16 protein-coding genes are annotated in these 19136 nt (G+C 59.8%); 7 read left to right on the top strand and 9 right to left on the bottom strand.

Translation table 11 applies throughout. The features are described from left to right. Window positions 1-4: 4 nt before the first annotated feature. From exbB to CFBP5499_RS14180, 5 genes are all read right to left on the bottom strand, one after another. Window positions 5-1159: a tonB-system energizer ExbB gene (exbB, locus tag CFBP5499_RS14200; RefSeq protein ID WP_175416735.1), complete on the bottom strand. Its 1155-nt coding sequence runs from the start codon at window positions 1157-1159 to the stop codon at window positions 5-7. A gap of 192 nt (window positions 1160-1351) precedes the next feature. Further along, the gene (hutC, locus tag CFBP5499_RS14195) at window positions 1352-2089 is read right to left on the bottom strand and encodes a histidine utilization repressor (RefSeq protein ID WP_080826874.1); all 738 of its coding nucleotides are present in this window, start codon (window positions 2087-2089) and stop codon (window positions 1352-1354) included. A gap of 34 nt (window positions 2090-2123) precedes the next feature. Further along, window positions 2124-2909 carry an ABC transporter ATP-binding protein gene (locus CFBP5499_RS14190; RefSeq protein ID WP_080826875.1) on the bottom strand — a complete coding sequence of 262 codons (786 nt, stop codon included), beginning with the start codon at window positions 2907-2909 and terminating at the stop codon, window positions 2124-2126. Beyond that, window positions 2909-3682, bottom strand: a complete 774-nt coding sequence (locus tag CFBP5499_RS14185) for an ABC transporter permease (RefSeq protein WP_006309981.1) — start codon at window positions 3680-3682, stop codon at window positions 2909-2911. The genes CFBP5499_RS14190 and CFBP5499_RS14185 overlap by 1 nt, the downstream gene beginning before the upstream one ends. 140 nt (window positions 3683-3822) lie before the next feature. Beyond that, entirely contained in the window at window positions 3823-4764 is a 942-nt protein-coding gene (locus CFBP5499_RS14180; RefSeq protein WP_175416734.1) for an ABC transporter substrate-binding protein, read from the bottom strand. Between the two features lie 205 nt (window positions 4765-4969). Here CFBP5499_RS14180 and CFBP5499_RS14175 point away from each other — a divergent pair, with 205 nt between their 5' ends. Beyond that, window positions 4970-5680, top strand: coding sequence for a YoaK family protein (locus CFBP5499_RS14175; RefSeq protein WP_080826877.1), 711 nt, complete (start codon window positions 4970-4972; stop codon window positions 5678-5680). A 12-nt stretch (window positions 5681-5692) separates the two neighbouring features. Here the strand turns inward: CFBP5499_RS14175 and CFBP5499_RS14170 are convergent, their stop codons facing one another. Beyond that, window positions 5693-6211 (bottom strand): hypothetical protein, encoded by a 519-nt coding sequence (locus CFBP5499_RS14170; RefSeq protein ID WP_080826878.1) that lies wholly within the window; start codon window positions 6209-6211, stop codon window positions 5693-5695. 77 nt (window positions 6212-6288) lie between these two features. On the opposite strand from CFBP5499_RS14170, the gene CFBP5499_RS14165 reads away from it, so the two are divergent. Then, the gene (locus CFBP5499_RS14165) at window positions 6289-6927 is read left to right on the top strand and encodes a trimeric intracellular cation channel family protein (protein WP_080826879.1); all 639 of its coding nucleotides are present in this window, start codon (window positions 6289-6291) and stop codon (window positions 6925-6927) included. 75 nt (window positions 6928-7002) lie between these two features. On the opposite strand, the gene irrA is transcribed toward CFBP5499_RS14165, so the two are convergent. After that, window positions 7003-7422, bottom strand: coding sequence for an iron response transcriptional regulator IrrA (irrA, locus tag CFBP5499_RS14160; RefSeq protein WP_080826880.1), 420 nt, complete (start codon window positions 7420-7422; stop codon window positions 7003-7005). 317 nt (window positions 7423-7739) lie between these two features. On the opposite strand from irrA, the gene fabA reads away from it, so the two are divergent. The 5 genes from fabA to CFBP5499_RS14130 all read left to right on the top strand — a co-directional run bounded on the left by fabA (window position 7740) and on the right by CFBP5499_RS14130 (window position 11738). Further along, a complete protein-coding gene (gene fabA / locus CFBP5499_RS14150; protein ID WP_080826882.1) occupies window positions 7740-8255 on the top strand; it encodes a 3-hydroxyacyl-[acyl-carrier-protein] dehydratase FabA in 516 nt (171 codons plus the stop codon). Window positions 8256-8330: 75 nt separating this feature from the next. After that, window positions 8331-9554 (top strand): beta-ketoacyl-ACP synthase I, encoded by a 1224-nt coding sequence (gene fabB, locus CFBP5499_RS14145; RefSeq protein ID WP_080826883.1) that lies wholly within the window; start codon window positions 8331-8333, stop codon window positions 9552-9554. 6 nt (window positions 9555-9560) lie between these two features. Next, the gene (gene fabI / locus CFBP5499_RS14140) at window positions 9561-10367 is read left to right on the top strand and encodes an enoyl-ACP reductase FabI (RefSeq protein WP_080826884.1); all 807 of its coding nucleotides are present in this window, start codon (window positions 9561-9563) and stop codon (window positions 10365-10367) included. A gap of 184 nt (window positions 10368-10551) precedes the next feature. Then, window positions 10552-11148, top strand: coding sequence for a TadE/TadG family type IV pilus assembly protein (locus CFBP5499_RS14135; protein WP_080826885.1), 597 nt, complete (start codon window positions 10552-10554; stop codon window positions 11146-11148). Further along, on the top strand, window positions 11145-11738 hold the full coding sequence (locus CFBP5499_RS14130) for a TadE/TadG family type IV pilus assembly protein (protein WP_130932493.1): 594 nt from the start codon (window positions 11145-11147) through the stop codon (window positions 11736-11738). Before CFBP5499_RS14135 ends, CFBP5499_RS14130 begins: the two co-directional genes overlap by 4 nt. Before the next feature lie 37 nt (window positions 11739-11775). Here the strand turns inward: CFBP5499_RS14130 and CFBP5499_RS14125 are convergent, their stop codons facing one another. Together CFBP5499_RS14125 and CFBP5499_RS14120 are read right to left on the bottom strand one after the other, a co-directional pair. Continuing rightward, window positions 11776-13545: a sulfite reductase subunit alpha gene (locus CFBP5499_RS14125; RefSeq protein ID WP_080826886.1), complete on the bottom strand. Its 1770-nt coding sequence runs from the start codon at window positions 13543-13545 to the stop codon at window positions 11776-11778. Next, window positions 13542-19046, bottom strand: coding sequence for a glutamate synthase-related protein (locus CFBP5499_RS14120; protein ID WP_080826887.1), 5505 nt, complete (start codon window positions 19044-19046; stop codon window positions 13542-13544). The genes CFBP5499_RS14125 and CFBP5499_RS14120 overlap by 4 nt, the downstream gene beginning before the upstream one ends. Window positions 19047-19136: the final 90 nt, after the last annotated feature.

Genomic DNA, 19136 nt, shown 5'->3' with positions numbered 1-19136 from the left:
CCGGTCACCGTCCAACCAGCGACACGGCAGGCTTGCTGGCGCTGCCCGGCGGAATGCGGCGAAAATCGAGGTCGCGGCTGACGAGGCGCTCCACACCGGCTGCGGCATCCGCCAACAGATGACGGTATCCGGTAATCGAGCGGGCGAAGACGTTGTAGATCACCACGGCCGGAATGGCCGCGACAAGGCCGATGGCGGTGGCGAGAAGCGCTTCCGCAATACCGGGGGCGACAACGGCGAGATTGGTGGTCTGCGATTCCGAAATGCTGATGAAGGAATTCATGATGCCCCAGACCGTGCCGAAGAGGCCAACGAAGGGCGCGGTGGAACCGATGGTCGCCAGAACACCCGTTCCGCGAGACATACGGCGACCCGCATGGGTTTCGATACGCGACAGCGCCGAAGAGACACGCTCCTTGATACCGCCGCCATCCGTGTGTCCGACCACCGCATCGGAAAGCTGCATTTCGTGGCTTGCCATGCGCAGCATCAGCGCCGCGGGTCCGCCTTTCTTCTCGACGGCATCGGTGGCCTCGGCAAGTGTTTTTGCCCGGCGAATGACCTTGAGCGTCGAGCCGGCACGCACGCGCGCACCTGCGAGCTCGATCGATTTCGCCACCCAGACCGTCCAGGTGACGAGCGAGGCGAAGGCAAGACCGATCATGACGCCCTTCACGACCCAGTCCGCCGCCATGAACATGCCCCACGGGGACAGGTTGTGCGGGATGTCCGCGCGACGTTCGGCACTGGCCGGCTCGGCGCTGACGGGCTCTAGCGGGGTGGAGGTTTCGCCCGGCGCTGCCGTCTGGTTCGTCTGTGCGGGTTGCTCGGTCTGCGCCGGCTGCGGCGCAGTACCCTGGGGCGCCGGCGCGGGATCGCTTGCAGATTGAGCGGGCGCTGGTTGCGGCGATGATGGCTGTGCGGTTGCGGCAGGCTCGACGGTTGGTGCGCTCTGCGTTGCGGGAGCTGCCGGCGCCTGTGAGGGCTGAACCGTTTGCGTCTGTGGCGCGGATTGAATCTGTGTTTCAGGGGCCGACTGAGCAAAAACCGCACCGGCACTCAGGCCCGTCAGCAAGGCGACAGTCATGGCAAGGGAGAGGCGCCGTGTTGCATTTGCACTGTTGAAAGATGCGGATGAAGTTGAGGTCTCGGCTGACATAATTTTTATCCCGGATTTCCGTCGATGAACTCATCCGCAGATTGACCGGTCCTGAAAACCGGGGCCATGAACGGACGTCGTCGTGTAAGCTTGACGTTCCGATAATAAACCTGAGTTCTTTTGACAACTATTATATTGTCAAAAGGCTACCCGTAAACTCTTCTTTACAAAAAATTGACCGCGCAAGCAGTTTCAGCTGTTTTGAGAAGGTGAAAACTGCGCAACCAGGGCATGCCGGTCTCCGGGATAGGTAACCCGGACACTGGTGATGTAATCCGCCCCATGCCAGGTGCGGCGATCGATGACCAGACAGGCCGCACCGGAGGCTATACCCAGCGCCGCGGCGTTTTTGCGGTCTGCGGAGACAGCGCTGATGCGATGTTCGGCCGCGCTCCACGGTACCATTTTCAGCAGCCAGGCTCCCGGCCCGACCTGCGAAAAATCAGTGCCTTCCGCCTCGGGAACGGCGGTGACATTGATAATGCGTTCCTCAAGGCAGAAGGGAACGCCACCGGCAAAATGCGTGCAGGTGAGTTCCAGAACCAGGGCATCGGCGGCAAGCGCCATGGCCTTGCCATCTTCCTTGCCCGCAGGGCGCAGCCGTCGTTTATCAAGCCGGTAGCCGTAAACGAGACCGAGCGCCTGCACCTCCCGCTCGATATCGTGGATTTCCAGCACGGCGGATTGCGCATGAGGCTGGCGAACGAAGGTGCCGAGACGCCGGCGTCTTTCAATCAGGCCACGCTGCACCAGTTCGCCGAGCGCCTTGTTCACCGTCATGCGCGAACAGGCATATTGCCGGGTCATTTCGTGCTCGAAGGGAATACGATAGCCCGGCGGCCATTCGCCCGACATGATGTGGCGCTCGACATCGTTGCGGATGCGCTCGTGCAGCGATTTTTCCTGAAGATCGGCACCTGTGCTCCTCATCCCGATACTTCTCTCCTCCCCTTTGCCGGATCAACTATCCATGGGCAGCGGCGGCAATCGCCTCGCTGCGTATTTCCTCCGTGAGTTTCGCCCGTAGTTGCGAAAATTCCGGGCTCGCCTTGACGGTGTAGTGACGCGGATGCGGCAGGTCGACCGGCGTGATCGACTTGATGCGGCCCGGCCTTGCGGACATGGTCACGACACGCGAGGCCATGAAGACCGCCTCCTCGATATCATGGGTGACGAAAATGACCGTCTTCTGCTCACGCTCCCAGATGCCGAGCAGCAATTCCTGCATCAGGCCGCGCGTCTGATTGTCGAGGGCGCCGAAAGGCTCATCGAGCAGCAGGATTTTCGGCCCATTCGCCAAGGCACGGGCAATTGCCGTTCTCTGCTGCATGCCGCCGGACAGCTGTTTCGGCCAATGGTTTTCGAAACCGCGCAGGCCGACCTTGTCGATATAGCTGTCGACGATCTCCCATTTTTCCTTTTCGGCAACGCCGCGCTCGCGCAGGCCGAAGGCGACGTTTTCACGGATCGTCAGCCAGGGAAACAGCGTGTAGGACTGGAACACCATGCCGCGATCCGCGCCCGGACCGGTCACCGCGCGGCCGGACAACAGGACTTCGCCCGTCGTCGGACGGTCGAGGCCGGCGATGATGCGCAGCAAGGTTGATTTTCCACATCCTGACGGACCGAGGATGGTGACGAAGTCATTGCGTGGGATTTCCAGATTGGTCGGCTGCAGGGCAAGCGTCGGCTGCCCGCCCTGTACGCCCGGAAAAGTGCGGCTGACGCCCTTGATAAGGAGTTCGCTCATCAGGCAAGCCTCCAGGCGAAAAGCTTCCGGTTCAGCGATTTGAACGCGAAATCCGAGATAAGGCCGATGACACCGATGACGATGATGCCGAAGATAATCTGGCCGGTCGCCATCAGCGCCTGGCTGTTGATGATCATATAGCCGATGCCCGAGGAGGCACCGATCAGTTCCGCAACGATGACATAGGTCCAGGCCCAGCCGAGAACGAGACGCAGGATTTCAGCGATGTCGGGCGCATTGGCAGGGATGAGAACACGGCGCACCACGCCCCGGTCTTTTGCACCCAGCGTATAGGCGGCCTCCACCAGATCGCGCCGCGTGCCGGCAACCGCCACGGCCACCATCAGGATGATCTGGAAGACCGCACCGATGAAGATCACCAGCAGCTTTTGCATTTCGCCGATGCCGGCCCACAGAATGAGAAGCGGCACGAAAGCGGAGGCCGGAAGATAGCGGGCAAAGGAAACGAAGGGTTCAAGCAGCGCCTCGATCGGCTTGTATGCTCCCATGGCGATACCAACAGGCACGGCAATCAGCGATGCCAGCACAAAACCGCCCACCACGCGCCAGATGGTCATGCCGATATCGCCGGCAAAGCCCTGATCGGTCAGCAGGTAGATGCCGTCCTTCAGCATGGTAATCGGGTCGGCCAGAAAGGTCGGCGACACGAAACCGCCGAGCGTCGCAAAGCCCCAGGCGGAGAAAAACAGCACGAAGAACAGGATGCCGAGGATGATCCTCGTGCTGTTCTTGATGGGTTGAAGAGGTTGCATTCTATCGCCTGTCCGGAAAACCGGCGCGGCACTTTCGCCGCGCCATCAGAGCGCGTGCGCCTTCAATGACGCACAATAAACGCTCGCACCCTTGCCACTGGCTGCGCCATTCCCCGAAGGGCTGCGGCCGCCTTTTTCTCTCACTTGATGAAAGACGTATCCGCGAGCGTCGAAAGATCGGGTTTCGACTTTATCACGCCGATTTCAAGAAGCAGATCCGCCGACTTTTCGGAGAATGTCTTGAATTCACCTTCGAAGAATTTCTGGTTGGCGGCCTTGTCCTGCCATTCGAGAAATTTTGCCGAAGCGGCAAAAGCCTCGCCCGCCTGTTTCACATCCGCTCCCATCGTCGCATAGGACTTTTCCGGGTCGGCCTTGATGAGTTCCAGCGCCTGGAAATAGCTGTCCGCCAGCGCCTTGGCCGCCTGCGGATTGGCCTTCAGGAAGTCCGGCGTGCAGCCGAAGGTATCCATGACCGCGGGATAATCCAGCGTCGTGGCAAGAATCTTGCCCTTGTCAGGAGCGGCGCGCACGGTGGAGAGATAGGGCTCATAGGTCATGGCCGCATCATTCTGGCCGGCGACGAAAGCCTGCGCGGCCGGTCCCGGTTCAAGGTTGACGATCTTCACGTCCTTCAGCGTCAGGCCATTTTCCTTGAGGATCCAGGCAAGGAAGAAATAAGGCGAGGTGCCCGGCGCGGACGCGGCGACGGTCTTGCCCTTGAGGTCCGCTATTTTCGAGACATCGCCGCGCACCGCGATGCCATCGGCACCGTGCGACTTATCCATCTGGAAAATCTGGGTGGATTTCACACCGTTGGCGTTCCAGGCGATCCATGTTTCCACCGTGGTGGCGGCGCATTGGATGTCACCCGAAGCGAGAGCGAGATGACGGCTGGCCTGCGGTATCTTCTTGATATCGACCTTCAGGCCGTTCTTTTCGAAAATGCCGGCCTGTTTGGCAAGCGTCAGCGGTGCAAAACCCGTCCAGCCGGACATGCCGATCGTCACCGACGTTTCGGCATAGGCGGAAGCGGATGAGGCAAGTGCTGCAATAGTGGCGAGAACCCACGTTCTTTTCATGATCCGGACCCCTTTTGATTTATTTTTGTGCGATGTTGTTTTTCGCCTTATTTGAGGCATGGTAGGCAGGGATTTTATATTTGTCTAGACAAAACAGAAGCGCTCGAACACCTCCGGAAAGATTGCAAACCGGCCCTCCGGCATTCTAGACATAGGATAACACGGCCTACCTGTCGGTCCGCTGTTTTTCGATATCGAGCTTCCCATGACCAGACAAAGACGTCGCAATATCATCAGGGCAAGGCGCACCGGAACCGGAATTGCGCTGGTGGCCGCCATCTCCTTCATAGCGGGCATGACGGATGCGGTGGGCCTGCATATTTCAGGCGACTTCGTATCGTTCATGACCGGCAACACCACCCGCGCCGCCGTCTCGGCGCAAGCGGGTCTCTATTCCCACGCCGCGAAACTGCTTTTCGCCATCGTTGCTTTCGTGGCGGGCAATGCCGGCGGCATCGTGGTGGCGCATAAGTTCGAGCGGCGGATCTTTGCCGTTCTCTTAGGCGTGGGGTCATTGGTGGCGGTTGCCGCATTGCTGCGCGGCGATGCCTTCGCTCTCGCGCAGTTTTACCTCGTGGTTTTCGCCATGGGCATGGTCAATGCCGCCGTGGAGCATATAGAAGGGCTGCCGATCGGGCTTACCTATGTGACAGGCGCTCTTTCCCGCTTCGGCCGCGGCATCGGCCGCTTTCTTCTCGGTGACCGGAGCTTTGACTGGGGTATCCAGATCGTTCCGTGGCTCGGCATGCTGAGCGGTGCGATCTGCGGTGCCGTTCTCGGCGCAACGCTCCAGTCCGATGCCCTGTGGGTGGTTGCAGGCGCGGTTTTCGCCGTCGCCATCGCCACGCTCATCATTCCGCGCTCATTGCGCCAGCGCTATAATCAGCGGGTCAAAATCCGGCGGATCGCACCCTGATCATTGCCGCCGTCACTTTCGCGAAATCGTAACGAATTTCGTGCCTCGGACCCTGACCGTCATCAGGCAGGGCTCCTTGTCGGTGCGCTCGCAATAACGCGGATGCATCTTCAGCACAAAAACCATGTTCCCAAACCGCTTGATGAAATCATAGCTGTAGATCCGGGCCGTCGCGATCATCAGATAACCGCCCTCTTTCACCTGGACGTAGAAATTATAGGGGCATCCTTCGTCGTCGCAGCTGCGGCCCTTTTCATCGTCGCAATCCAGAACGCCGTGATTGACGACGGCATCCATCAGGCCGTCATTGTTGATATCCAGCCGCGTGACGAAGTCATCGCCGAAGGCCGCCACCTTGCACTCATTGCGGAAATGATCCTTCTCGTAAATCTCCGGGTCGCTCACCAGCTGCTGCTGCGCCGAGAGCGCCACCGGAAACATCAAGAGGACCAGCGCCTGAAGAGCGGCAACGAGAGCGATTCGCACGGCATTTTCCTTTGCATCCGTTTCGGTTATGGATGTTGCGATCATCCGGGCGGCCAGCCTAGAGTTTAGTGCTTGCGCGACACTGACGTGTCTCAGCCTGTGTTTCCGGGGGGAATCTTTTCATGACGCTTCTGGGTTTCCTCGATTATGCCGGTGTCGCCGTCTTTGCCGCAACCGGCGCTCTGGCCGCCTCGCGCAAGCAGCTCGACCTGATAGGCTTCCTGTTCTTCGCGGCTGCAACCGGCATTGGCGGCGGCACGGTGCGCGATCTCGTGCTGGGCAGGACGCCGGTCTTCTGGGTGCTAAACCCCACCTATATTCTCGTCTGCGTCTCGGTCGCGGTTCTGCTGTTCTTTACCGCGCATCTTTTCGAATCCCGTTATCGGGTGTTGATCTGGCTCGATGCGCTCGGCCTCTCCGCCTATTGCGTCATGGGAGCGGCCAAAGGTCTCGCTGCAAGTGGCTCGGCAACCGTCGCTATCGTCACCGGCGTTCTGACGGCGACGTTCGGCGGTGTTTTGCGCGATATTATGGCCGGGGAGCCTTCCGTTCTCCTGCGCCCGGAAATCTACATCACCTGCGCGCTTCTGGGCTCTTCCACCTTCATTATCGTCTATTTCCTCGGTGCGCCGCTTTATGCCGCATCAGCTGCGGGTTTCCTGACGGCCTTCTGCGTGCGATCAGGCGCGCTGATCTTCGGCTGGACTTTTCCGCCCTACAAAGCCAAGCCCGGCAGGCGGCCGGAAGACGTCATGAAGTGACATATAGAAGTGACCGCTGAAAACAGAAATGGCGCCCATCGGCGCCATTTTCACATCCACGATCAGACAGAAACTTCAACCGCGCTTGCGGCGAAGGCGGATGACCACGTCCACATGGGAGATTTCCATGCCCTCGGGCGCTTCCGGCAGATTGTCGATCTGGAGATTGTTGATGGGAATATCGAGAACCTCGTTCTCACCTTCCACGAAGAAGTGATGGTGATCAGAAACGTTCGTATCGAAATAGGTGCGGGCACCCTCCACGGCGAGAACGCGGATCAGGCCGGCTTCAGTGAACTGATGCAGCGTGTTGTAGACCGTGGCGAGAGAAACGGGCACGCCGGCGGTGACCGCCTCGTCATGCAGTTCTTCGACCGTCAGGTGGCGATCGCCCTTTGCGAAAAGAAGATCGCCCAAAGCCACACGCTGACGCGTGGGCCGCAGCCCTGAACGCCGCAGCCTCGTTCCGATATCCAATGTGGCGTCAAATGCCATGCAATCCCATTCCAAACAGAGGTATGAAACCCGTCGATTGCAATAGCATATATCTTTTGCGGCGAATGCTTTCAATAGTTTCAGCGCCGCCGAGTGTCGCAAATGGCTGTAAACCGGCCATTCTTGCAAATTTCCTCTGGTTCCAGCCGGATGGTTCCTGTATGCGGACGGCATATTGAGGTAATGACTTCTGCAAAGAAGGTTCTGAAGACAAAGAATGGGGCCGGAACGGCCTCTGCCCTTGCAGCGCTTCATTTTGAACCTAACTTGCTCTAGTGAAGTCGTTCAACACCAGTGATTGGGGAAGTGAAAGCGGTATGGCAACGAGGCAGTCAAGTTACAATTACGAGGAGATCCTGTCCTGCGGTCGCGGCGAATTGTTCGGCCAGGGAAATGCCCAGCTCCCATTGCCCCCCATGCTCATGGTTCACCGGATCACCGAAATTTCCGAAACGGGCGGCGCCTTCGACAAGGGTTTCATCCGCGCTGAATATGACGTCAGCCCTGACGACTGGTATTTCCCCTGCCACTTCCAGGGCAACCCGATCATGCCGGGCTGCCTCGGCCTTGACGGCATGTGGCAGCTGACCGGTTTCTTCCTCGGCTGGCTGGGTGAAGAAGGCCGCGGCATGGCGCTTTCGACCGGCGAAGTGAAGTTCAAGGGCATGGTGCGTCCTCACACCAAGCTCCTTCAGTATGGTATTGATTTCAAGCGCGTGATGCGTGGCCGGCTGGTTCTCGGAACTGCCGATGGCTGGCTGAAGGCGGATGGCGAAACCATTTATCAGGCGTCGGACCTGCGGGTCGGCCTGTCCAAGGAAAAGGCTGCCTGAGGCAGACGGAATAGTTCAGACAAACGCCGGGCGGCTTCGGTCGTCCGGCCGAAATCTTAAGAAAAGGTCCCTTTCATGAGACGAGTTGTTGTCACCGGCCTCGGTATTGTTTCCTCCATCGGCGGTGATGCCGCTGAGGTCACCGCGTCGCTGCGCAATGCCAAATCCGGCATTTCATTTTCGCCGGATTTTGCCGAGCACGGTTTCAAGTGCCAGGTCTGGGGCAAGCCCTCGCTCGACCCGACCGATCTGGTCGACCGCCGCGCCATGCGCTTCCTGTCGCAGGGCGGCGCATGGAACCATGTGGCCATGAAGCAGGCGATCGCCGATTCCGGTCTCGAAGAGAGCGATATCAGCGGCAATGAGCGCACCGGTATCATCATGGGTTCGGGCGGCCCTTCCACCCGCACCATCGTCGAGGCCGCCGATATCACGCTGAAGAACAACAGCCCGAAGCGCATCGGCCCCTTCGCCGTGCCAAAGGCCATGTCCTCTACCGCCTCGGCCACGCTCGCGACCTGGTTCAAAATCCACGGCGTCAACTATTCGATCTCGTCGGCCTGCTCGACCTCGGCGCATTGCATCGGCAACGCCGCCGAGATGATCCAGTGGGGCAAGCAGGATGTTATGTTCGCGGGCGGCCACGAGGATCTCGACTGGTCGATGTCCAACCTCTTCGACGCCATGGGCGCGATGTCGTCCAAATACAACGAAACGCCGTCTCTCGCTTCGCGGGCCTATGACGTTAATCGCGACGGTTTCGTGATCGCCGGCGGTGCGGGTGTTCTGGTTCTCGAAGAGCTGGAACATGCAAAGGCGCGCGGCGCCAAGATCTATGCTGAAATCGTCGGTTATGGCGCGACCTCCGACGGTTACGACATGGTGGCTCCTTCAGGCGAAGGCGCGATCCGCTGCATGCGGCAGGCGCTTTCCACCGTCAAGGGTGACATCGACTACATCAATACCCACGGCACCTCCACACCGGTTGGCGACAGCAAGGAAATCGGTGCGATCCGCGAAGTCTTCGGCGACAAGATCCCGCATATCCAGTCGACCAAGTCGCTCACCGGCCATTCGCTGGGTGCGGCAGGCGTGCAGGAATCGATCTACGGCCTGTTGATGATGCAGGAGCGCTTCATCGGCGAAAGCGCGCATATTTCCGAACTCGATCCGGAATTTGCGGGCGTTCCGATCGTTCGCAGCCGCATCGACAATGCCAAGATCGACACCATCCTTTCCAATTCCTTCGGCTTCGGCGGCACCAACGCCACGCTGGTCTTCCAGCGTCATAACGGATAATTGCCCATGAACGGCATCATGCAAGGTAAGCGCGGCCTCATTATGGGCGTCGCAAACAATCACTCGATCGCCTGGGGTATTTCCAAGGCACTTGCGGCGCAGGGCGCGGAACTGGCCTTCACCTTTCAGGGTGAAGCGCTTGGCAAGCGCGTGAAACCGCTCGCCGCGGAACTGGGCTCCGACTTCATCGTGCCTTGCGATGTCGAGGATATCGCTTCGGTGGATGCGCTGTTTGCCACGATCCGCGAAAAATGGGGCTCGCTGGATTTCGTCGTGCACGCCATCGGCTTTTCCGACAAGAACGAGCTGAAAGGTCTCTACGCCGATACGACGCGCGAGAATTTCAGCCGCACCATGGTCATTTCCTGTTTCTCCTTCACGGAAATCGCCAAGCGCGCCGCTGAACTGATGACCAATGGCGGCTCGATGCTGACGCTGACCTATAATGGGTCGCAGCGCGTCATCCCGAACTACAACGTCATGGGCGTCGCCAAGGCGGCTCTCGAGGCGTCGGTGCGTTACCTCGCTGCCGATTACGGCCCGCGCGATATCCGCGTCAATGCCATCTCGGCCGGTCCGGTCCGCACGCTGGCAGGTGCCGGCATTTCGGATGCACGCGCAATCTACGCGTGGAACCAGAAAAACGCACCGTTGCGGCGGACGGCTGACATCGACGACATCGGCGGATCCGCGCTTTACCTCCTGTCCAGCCTGTCGCGTGGCGTGACCGGCGAATGTCATTACGTGGATTGCGGTTACAATATCACCTCGACACCCACGCTTGAGGTTCTGTCCAAGGCAGACGCGGAGTAAGCCGCCTTCTGATATTCGACAAAAGCCCGGCCCTGTGCCGGGCTTTTTTATGTGTCGTATCAATTTTGGAAATCACTAAAGTATAGTTTGTCGAAGTAACTGATTTTAAACATGGGGTGGTTATGGTCCGCAACAAATTCAACGGTTGCGCTTGCCGCATATTCTTAGAGATCGACACCACCTCATGCGACTGGCCAGACTGAAGCCATTGCTGGAAAAATTCGGGTTCTCGCGCGACGGGACAGCGGCCATCGAATTCGCGATCCTGGCCATTCCTTATTTCCTCGTCGTTTTTGCGATCATCGAGACCTTCATCGCCCTCATGGCGGAACAGGTTGTCGTTAATGCCACCGAGACCATGTCGCGGCGTCTGCGCACCGGGCAGATCAGCAGTTCGATTTCGAAAGAGGATTTTCGCAGAAGTTTCTGCAATGAAGTTTCAGTGATGATCACCTGCGCGGCAGATGAGATTCAGAAAGAACAGAAACTTTATGTCGACCTTCGCTCCTTTACCGCCTTCAAGGATATTCCGACCACGATACCCCTGAAAGCCTATGGCGAATATTACGATCTCGATACGGCTCAATTCGGCTTCAAGCCGGGCGGACCGGAAACCATCAACATGTTGCGCGTCTATTATCGCTGGCGTGTGGTCGCCGATATCATCCGCCCCTATCTCACCAAAATACGCCCGGCCGACGGATCGATGCCCTCCCATTTCCTTATCGTCGCGACAAGTGCGTTCATGAACGAGAAATACATCACAGGCGGGGGCTCATGATGGAAGGGCTTGTCTTGGTCGCGGCAAGCGGCAAACGGCGTCTGATCGCGCTCGTTTCACGCTTTGCCGGAGATCGTCGCGGTGTGGGTGCGGTGGAATTCGCCATCATCTTCCCGATATTGCTCGCGCTTTATCTGACTTCTTTCGAGTTGACGATCGGCTTCAATACCTACAAGCGGGCAAGCAGTGCGGCCGCCACCATCAACGACCTGATATCGAAAACAGGCTCCGTCGACAAAACCTACCTCACTGGCATGCAGGATGTCGCAGCCGCAGTTTTCGCGCCCTACAGTACCAAGGGTCTGAAACTGAAGATCAGTGGCATCAAGATCGACGCGCAAAAGCAGGCAAAAATCACCTGGTCCTGGGATGAGAAGAATCTGAGGCCCTATGCGGTGGGATCAGTGGTCACCGTTCCGACCCGCCTGCTGGTGGAAAACAGCTTCCTCATCCATGTCGAACTTTCCATCCCGCATGAATTGCTGATGTTCATGCCCGATGTCGCCTCATCCGGCACAAAGTCGATCACGATTAGCAGGGATTATTTCTTCAAGCAGCGCGACGCCGAGACCGCCTGCACCAATTGCTGAGGCAATCGGTACTCAGACGGCCCCTTATCGGCCGGGCCTAATAGACGTCGCGCAGATAGCGTTTTTCGCGCTTCAGCCGGTTTACATAGTCGCTAGCCGCCTCGGCGGAGATGCCGGCCTCATCGCTGATAATGCCGTGCAGGGCGTCATCGACATCCTTTGCCATGCGGGTCGCATCGCCGCAGACGTAGAAATAACCGCCCTCCTCAAGCCATTGATACAGTGCCTTGCCGTTCTGCCGCATGCGGGTCTGGACATAGATTTTCTCCACCTGATCCCGTGAAAAGGCGAGGTCGAGACGCGTCAGCACGCCATCGTGGCTCATGTCGCCAAGTTCGTCTTCGTAGATGAAGTCCGATTGCCGGTGCTGGTCGCCGAAAAACAGCCAGTTCCTGCCCTTGGCGCCCCGTGCCAGCCGTTCCTGCAAAAAGGCCCGGAAGGGCGCGATGCCCGTGCCCGGTCCCACCATGATAACAGGCGCATTATCGTCCTGCGGGACGCGGAATGCCTTGTTGGGCGAGACGAAAATGCCGGCATTCTGCCCTGCCTCCACCCGGTCCGCGAGATAGGTGGAGCAAACGCCACCACGCTCCCGGCCGTCGGCGCGATATCGCACGCTGGCGATCGTCAGATGCACGCTGTCTTTCGCAACCAGAGGGCTGGAGGAGATGGAATAGGCGCGGTGCTGCAAGGGTTTCAGGAAGGTCACGAATTCGGCAAGTTCGAAGAGTGGCTTTCCGCCAAGATTGAGCAGATCGAGAATATCCTTGCTCCAGAGGAAGGCGGCTAGCTGTTCCCGATCACCATTCGCAAGGATGTGGCCGAGTTCGTCATGACCCGCGCGTTTGCCGATCTCAGCCACCAGTTCGCGTGAGGGCGTTGAAATCTCGTACATGTTGAGAAGCGCATCGCCAACCGACCGGTCCAACCCGGCGATTTGGCTGTCTGCGCTCGCTCCGAAATGGTCGAGCAGCGCGCCGGCCAGTTTCGGATCGTTAAGGGGAACAACACCAAGTGCGTCACCCGCCTCATAATCGAGCCCGCTTTCGCCGAGATCGAATTCGTAGTGACGGATTTCCTTGGACGAGCCGGGACCGGACAGGCGGCGATTAACGCTCACCTTTGCCGAATAGGGGTTCTTGCGGTTCCAGCCCGACTTTGCCCGCGCCGGCTGCCCGGCGATGTCTGGCATGGTGACAGCCGCTTCTTTGCCGCCATCGACAGCTAGCGCAAGCGGCAGGGTCTCACCGATCCATGCGGCGGCCGCATCTTCAAAATCGATATCGCAGTCGATACGCGTCTTCATGCGCTTGCCGCCGAGTTGCTCGAACCGCGTATCGATGAGCTTGCCCGCCTGGCAGAACCCGTCATAACCTGTATCGCCCAAGGCAAGTACGGCGAAATTCATCTCGTCCAGCCGCGGCGCGCCATCAGCGGCAAGCGCCTCCCAGAACAGCTGGGCATTGTCAGGCATTTCACCTTCGCCATAGGTCGAAGTGACGACGATGACCCGTTTCATGGAGCCGAGGCTGTCCATGGAGACATCATCCAGAGCCGTTACCACCGGCTGCATGCCCTGAGTGCGCGCCGCAGCGGCGATATCCATCGCAAGCGCTTCGGCATTGCCTGTCTGGGTGCCGACAAGGATGTTCAGCACGCTGGCCGCCGCTTTGGGCGCAGCAGCTGCCACCGATGTCTCCAGACCGATAGCAGTGCGGGAGTGTAGTCCGGCCAGAAAGCCGGCGAGCCATGCGCGCTGGTCGCCGTTGAAGGGTGCATCCTGTGGAATGTAAGGTATCTTCATCATGCTGCCCTGTTTTGACTGGATGCGGTGGCGAGGTCCGGAATGGCGCGAGCGGCAAAAAGCTCTTCGAAACCCGGCAGACGGCCGATCTTCTCGATGTTTTTACAACTCTGCTGAATGATCCAGCCATAGGTGCCGGGACTATCTACCGACCAGATGTTCCGGCGTGCCAGCGCCTGCTTGTAGTCATCGAGCCGCTTGGCGGCGATCATCACCGCAAGTTGCTCGTCGCTGTGATCGGAAAGCGCCTCGCGTGCATATTTCAGCAGACGCTGCATCAGCGCATAATCTTCCGTGAGGATGAGATTGCGCACGGCTTTTTCGATGGCGGGATCGGAAGGACCGGATGCCATCGGCACCCGCTGCAACGCGATGGCCTGCGCCATGCTCAAGACGGCATAGTTGTTGATGAGCGCATACATCTCCTCCGTGTCCGTCTCGCCATAACCCGGCACCGTTCCGTTCAGCACGGCCTTGCGGTCACGATAGGCGAGCTTGAACTTGCGCAGCTGGTGGGCGGCAAGCGCAGAGGCCAGTTCCTCCAGCAACTCCTTGCGGGGCTTGGCTTTCAGAATTTCATCGCTGTCCTGATAGAGCAGCAGGGCGCGCGGCATGCCGTAGACGAAATTATGCTGCTCGCTTTCCCAGTTTTCCAGAAGCCATGCCGCCTTGGCAGAGCCGGTTTCCGCGACATGCAGGGTCAGAAGCTGGTGGACGGCCTGATTGTGGATCGCGGCCTGTTCATCCTCGCCGGTGATCGAACCGAGCAGGATCGAATCGTGGCTGACCTTCTTCGGCAGATCGCCATAGGGATCATATTGATAAACAAAGCCGCCGCTCATGCCATTACCAAACCCCTTGCCGAAACTGCCGAGGTTGAGAACGGCGCCGTTGGTCATGTATTCGCAGGCGAAATCGCCAACGCCTTCCACAACGGCGGTTGCGCCGGAGTTGCGCACGGCGAACCTGTCGCCCGCCTGCCCTTCCACGAAGGTCCGGCCGCCAGTGGCGCCGAACAGCGCGAAATTGCCGACCAGCACATTGCCGCCAGCCTCTTCCGATCCGCCGCCGGGCGAGCGCACGACGATGGTGCCGCCGCAGGCGCTCTTACCGACGCCGTCATTGCAGGTGCCGGTATGGACCATGACCATGCCGTCATTGCAGAAAGCGCCGAAGGACTGACCGGCCGAACCTGAGGTATCGATGCGCACTGACCCCGGTTCCAGGAAATGGCGGCCACGACTATCCCGCTTGACGGCCGGAAGCGAATCCAGCTGCTCTTCGGAAAGTTCGTGGTTCAGCATGCGTTCGATATCGACGGCAAGCTGGCCGCCGACGCTCTTATTGCAATTGTTGAGGAAACGGTTCCCGCCAAGTTCGATGTTTTCGCGCCTGCTGTCGACCAGAGCCGAACGCACGAGTTCGATGAAGGCATCGTCGAGTGCGAAGTCTTTTTCCATATAGACGGGGCTGTCGATCTTCACCTCCTCGACCACGGCAAGCATTGCCCGGAGGTCAAGCTGGCCGACGCTTGCCGGATGATCGAGGAGGTGAAGAAGATCGGAACGACCACGGGCTTCCCGCAGCGAGGCAATTCCAAGCCCTGCCAAAATCTCGCGCGTTTCATGGGCGATGTTCATGAGATATTGCGCCAGCGCCCGCGGATCGCCGTTGAAGGCTTCCTGATTGGTGGTGAGACCGGCCGGGCACTTGATGTTGCAGTTCTTCGCCATGACGCATTTCAGCATCATCAGCGCGGTCGTGCCGAACTCGAAACTGTCGCCGCCGAGCAACGCCGACTTCACCACGTCGCTTGCGGTCTGGTGCGCGCCGGAGCAGCGCAACAGCACCTTGGCACGCAGGCCCGTGGCGCAGAGCGCCTGATGCACCTCGGCGATGCCGATTTCAGCGGCGCGGCCGGTATATTTGAGGCTGGTGACGGCGGCAGCACCCGTGCCGCCGGTATTGCCGGCGACATTGATGACATCCGCACCCGCCTTGGCGACGCCGACGGCGATGGTGCCAATGCCTTCCGACGAGACGAGCTTGACGATGACCCGCACGCGCGCCGCCTTGGCATCGTGGATGAGCTGGGCCAGATCCTCGATCGAATAGGTATCGTGATGCGGTGGTGGCGAGACCAGCTCGACGCCCGGCGTGCCACCGCGTGCCGCAGCGATCTCCACCGTCACCTTGGGGGACGGCAGCTGCCCGCCTTCGCCCGGCTTTGCGCCCTGGCCGATCTTGATCTCGATCTCTTCCAGCATTGGATCGGCAAGATATCCAGCCCAGACGCCGAAACGACCAGAGGCAAACTGCTTGATGCGCGAGGCGCGGATGGTGCCGTAACGGGAGATATGTTCGCCGCCCTCGCCCGAATTCGACATGCCACCGACCATGTTGGTGCCATGCGCCACCGCCTCATGGGCAGCGGCAACCAGCGCGCCGTGGCTCATGGCGCCCGATGCCAGCGTCTTGGTGATCTCGCTCGCCTTTTGCACTGTCTCAAGCGGAATACTCTCCGGTGCGGTGCGGATAAGCGACAGATAGGCGGATGCCTCTCCCTTCGCCTGAACCATGAGCGCGCCGCCTTCCAGCCAATGGCCGGCGATATCGTCACCGAAGCGGTCAAGCAACGACTGGCCGAGTGCGGAAAGGCGGGCAAGTTCATGGCCGTGCAGCCCGGTCAATTGCAGCCGGAACGCACCGTCTCCAGCCTCTTCGCAGCGCAATCCACGCACCATGAAGCTGTTATTGCCCTGTCTGGAAAAACGGCCCATTTCCCGGCGGAACTCTTCCGCCGAACCGGCGAAGGTCACGTCGGCCGGCAGGTCGAGAACATCGCGCAGGGCGGCCGGGCGGCGCGCTCTTTCTTCCGCCATCATGCGGGCAAAGGAGCGATAACCGGGCGTTACCTCGAATGCGTCGATCGCTTCCGGGGTCAGCCGGTCGAAACTGTTGTGATAATAGGCCGCATCGTTGAGACCGAAGGCATCCTCCAGCCGGTTGAGCGGCAGAAGGCGCAGCGCCTCCTCGTTTTCGGTTCCCTTGTCGAAACCGATCTTCTCCTCCGTCATATCAACAAAACCGCGCACGGCCGTCGTGCCATAGGAGTGGCCCGCACCTTCGGCGCGTTCCTTGAAGAGACCGAGCAGCGGAATGTCGTTTTCACCCTTCACCGACAGCGCTTTGCGGTGCCAGTCGGCGACAGCCTGCGCGATGACGGCGAAGGTGACGCCACCGACCGGGGTCTTCACATTCGGGAAATAACGCTTCAGCACCGGATCGTTGGTATCGAGGAAGTTCGGCTCGAAGAACTCACCGCCGATATAGCTTTCCGCCGTGCAGAGTCCGACCTTGCCCATGGTCTTCATCAGCGACTTCTCGGCCGCCTTGGCGAAGCGCTTGAAGGCCTTGTCGGCATCGGCGCCAAACTTCTCTTCGGCACGGAACTGCACGCCGAGCGGATAGACGGCCGAAGCGCCAAAACCCAGGCCGGCTGCGATGTGATGCGAGGAGGAAAATTGCCCGCTTTCGACGATCAGGGAAATACGAAGCCGCAGGCCTTCCTCGATCAGCCGCTGATTGATGGCGGAAACGACCATAATCATCGGCAGAGCGGCGCGGCCCGCCGAAACGTGCCGGTCGGTGATGACGGCAATGCCGCCTTCCTCCGCCGCAAAAGCCACGACCTCATCGCAGAGGCCATCGATCGCCTGCCGGAGGGCCGCTTCATTGGCGTCCGCAGCATCGACGACCGGTGCATAAAGCATTTCGAAACGGCGAACGGGCGTTTCGGGCTGCTCGCGAATACGCAGCATGTCGAGGTGGGTCAGGATCGGGGAACGCACGACGATCTGGCGGGCCTTCTTCGCACCGCTGTTCGGCTTTGCGCCGAGAGCCACGCGTAGCGTCATGCCGTCAGCCTCGCGAATACTGTCGAGCGGCGGGTTGGTGACCTGGGCGAAACGTTGCGAGAAATATTTGGCGACCCCGCCTTCCTGATCGGATAGCGCGTTGATGGCATTGCCATAACCCATCGCGGAGATCTTTTCCGCGCCGGAAGCCAGCATCGGGTCCATCAGAAACTTGAAGCTTTCCTGATTGTGCGAATAGGCGACATAACGCTGGTGCCGTTCCAGATCGCCATTATAGCGAAGCGGCGAACCCTGTTTTTCGGCAAGCACTTCCGGCAAGTCGGCAAGCATGACCCGCGCTTCAGACAGGAGTGAGGGATAGTCCCGCCGCGAGGCCAGAAGCTCCAGCGCCTCGACCGTGGAAAATGCGCGACGGTCAGCGTGATCGTAATAGAGCATGCCGCCCGCCTCGATGCGGCCGCGACGGATGACGCTTTCGGCCGGAAAGGCGATCTGCCCCGCCTCCGACATGACACAGAGGTACTCCTCCGTCTCGACCGTGCGCAGCGGGCGCAGGCCAAGGCGATCGAGACGCGCGCCGATGATGGCGCCATCGCCGAAGATCAGCGCGGCCGGGCCGTCATTCTTTTCCTCATATAGCGAGAAATATTCCAGCATCGCCTTCACGCCCGGCGACAGGGTGTCGTCGTTTTCCCAGGCAGGCGGCATCATAGAGACCACGGCGGTGACGAGGTCGAGACCATCCTCCATCACCCGCGCCTGCAATGTCTGGTCCAGCCGGCAGCTGTCCGACTGGCCCTTGGGCCTGACGATGCTGGCATTCTTGGCCAGCGCCACGGCCGCTTCGGACAGCCGGTTCTTTTTGTCGGTGTTGAGCTCGCCATTATGCGCCATCAGACGGAAGGGCTGCGCCATGGAGGGATGCGGATCGGTATTGGTGGAAAACCGCGTGTGAAAATACATCGTATGCACTTCATGGCGCGGATCGGTCAGGTCGCAGAAATAGGGCATGACCTCCTGAGAGTTCAGACGCCCCTTGAGCACCTGCGTACGCGCGCTGAGCGACAGCGGATAAAACCCGGCGAGTTCCGGCACGGTATAGGCCAGCGCCTCGATGGCAAGCAGCGCCTTGTGAATACGCCAGTCGAATTCGGCAAGGGTTGCGCATTCCACCGGAGCCGAAAAGACCCATTGGCGGATAGGTAACTGGTAAGGGATGGCGGCGGGACGGATGGCCGCCTCATTCACCGGGACATCGCGGACGAGCAGGACCGAAAAGCCCTGTTCCTCTAACGCGCTGCCGATGATGCTGACCGCTTCGTCATGAAAAGCAGGGTTCCGCGGCAGAAAAAAATTGCCTACGCCGAAGCGGCCGGCCTGCAACGCTTCACTTCCCGTCAGCTCCCTAAAAAAGGCGAGCGACAGGTCGAGCGACACGCCGGCGCCATCGCCAACACCTTCCGCCGACATGCCGCCGCGATGCGGCACGGCACAGAGCGCCTCGTGGCCGCGCTTCAGCACATCATGCGTCTGCACGCCGTCCTTGCGGGTGATGAAACCGACGCCACAGCTGCTTTTTTCAAAAGCCGCATCGTAAAGGCCGAATTTTTGCTCCGTCACACTCAAGGCACTCTCCTCTCGTTGCGCATTTCGCGCGGTATCGCCCTCTTTCCCCGAAAACCCGGCGCGTCAGCCGGCACTCTGCGGGCGGAGCCG

It is taken from the genome of Agrobacterium tumefaciens, from assembly GCF_005221325.1.
Lineage (GTDB): Bacteria > Pseudomonadota > Alphaproteobacteria > Rhizobiales > Rhizobiaceae > Agrobacterium.
This window is presented reverse-complemented; position numbering and strand designations above follow the sequence as displayed.

Coding starts and splice junctions, on each gene's coding strand:
- exbB (WP_175416735.1), bottom strand. CDS start 1,159: ATGTCAGCCGAGACCTCAACTTCATCCGCATCTTTCAACAGTGCAAAT.
- hutC (WP_080826874.1), bottom strand. CDS start 2,089: ATGAGGAGCACAGGTGCCGATCTTCAGGAAAAATCGCTGCACGAGCGC.
- CFBP5499_RS14190 (WP_080826875.1), bottom strand. CDS start 2,909: ATGAGCGAACTCCTTATCAAGGGCGTCAGCCGCACTTTTCCGGGCGTA.
- CFBP5499_RS14185 (WP_006309981.1), bottom strand. CDS start 3,682: ATGCAACCTCTTCAACCCATCAAGAACAGCACGAGGATCATCCTCGGC.
- CFBP5499_RS14180 (WP_175416734.1), bottom strand. CDS start 4,764: ATGAAAAGAACGTGGGTTCTCGCCACTATTGCAGCACTTGCCTCATCC.
- CFBP5499_RS14175 (WP_080826877.1), top strand. CDS start 4,970: ATGACCAGACAAAGACGTCGCAATATCATCAGGGCAAGGCGCACCGGA.
- CFBP5499_RS14170 (WP_080826878.1), bottom strand. CDS start 6,211: ATGATCGCAACATCCATAACCGAAACGGATGCAAAGGAAAATGCCGTG.
- CFBP5499_RS14165 (WP_080826879.1), top strand. CDS start 6,289: ATGACGCTTCTGGGTTTCCTCGATTATGCCGGTGTCGCCGTCTTTGCC.
- irrA (WP_080826880.1), bottom strand. CDS start 7,422: ATGGCATTTGACGCCACATTGGATATCGGAACGAGGCTGCGGCGTTCA.
- fabA (WP_080826882.1), top strand. CDS start 7,740: ATGGCAACGAGGCAGTCAAGTTACAATTACGAGGAGATCCTGTCCTGC.
- fabB (WP_080826883.1), top strand. CDS start 8,331: ATGAGACGAGTTGTTGTCACCGGCCTCGGTATTGTTTCCTCCATCGGC.
- fabI (WP_080826884.1), top strand. CDS start 9,561: ATGAACGGCATCATGCAAGGTAAGCGCGGCCTCATTATGGGCGTCGCA.
- CFBP5499_RS14135 (WP_080826885.1), top strand. CDS start 10,552: ATGCGACTGGCCAGACTGAAGCCATTGCTGGAAAAATTCGGGTTCTCG.
- CFBP5499_RS14130 (WP_130932493.1), top strand. CDS start 11,145: ATGATGGAAGGGCTTGTCTTGGTCGCGGCAAGCGGCAAACGGCGTCTG.
- CFBP5499_RS14125 (WP_080826886.1), bottom strand. CDS start 13,545: ATGATGAAGATACCTTACATTCCACAGGATGCACCCTTCAACGGCGAC.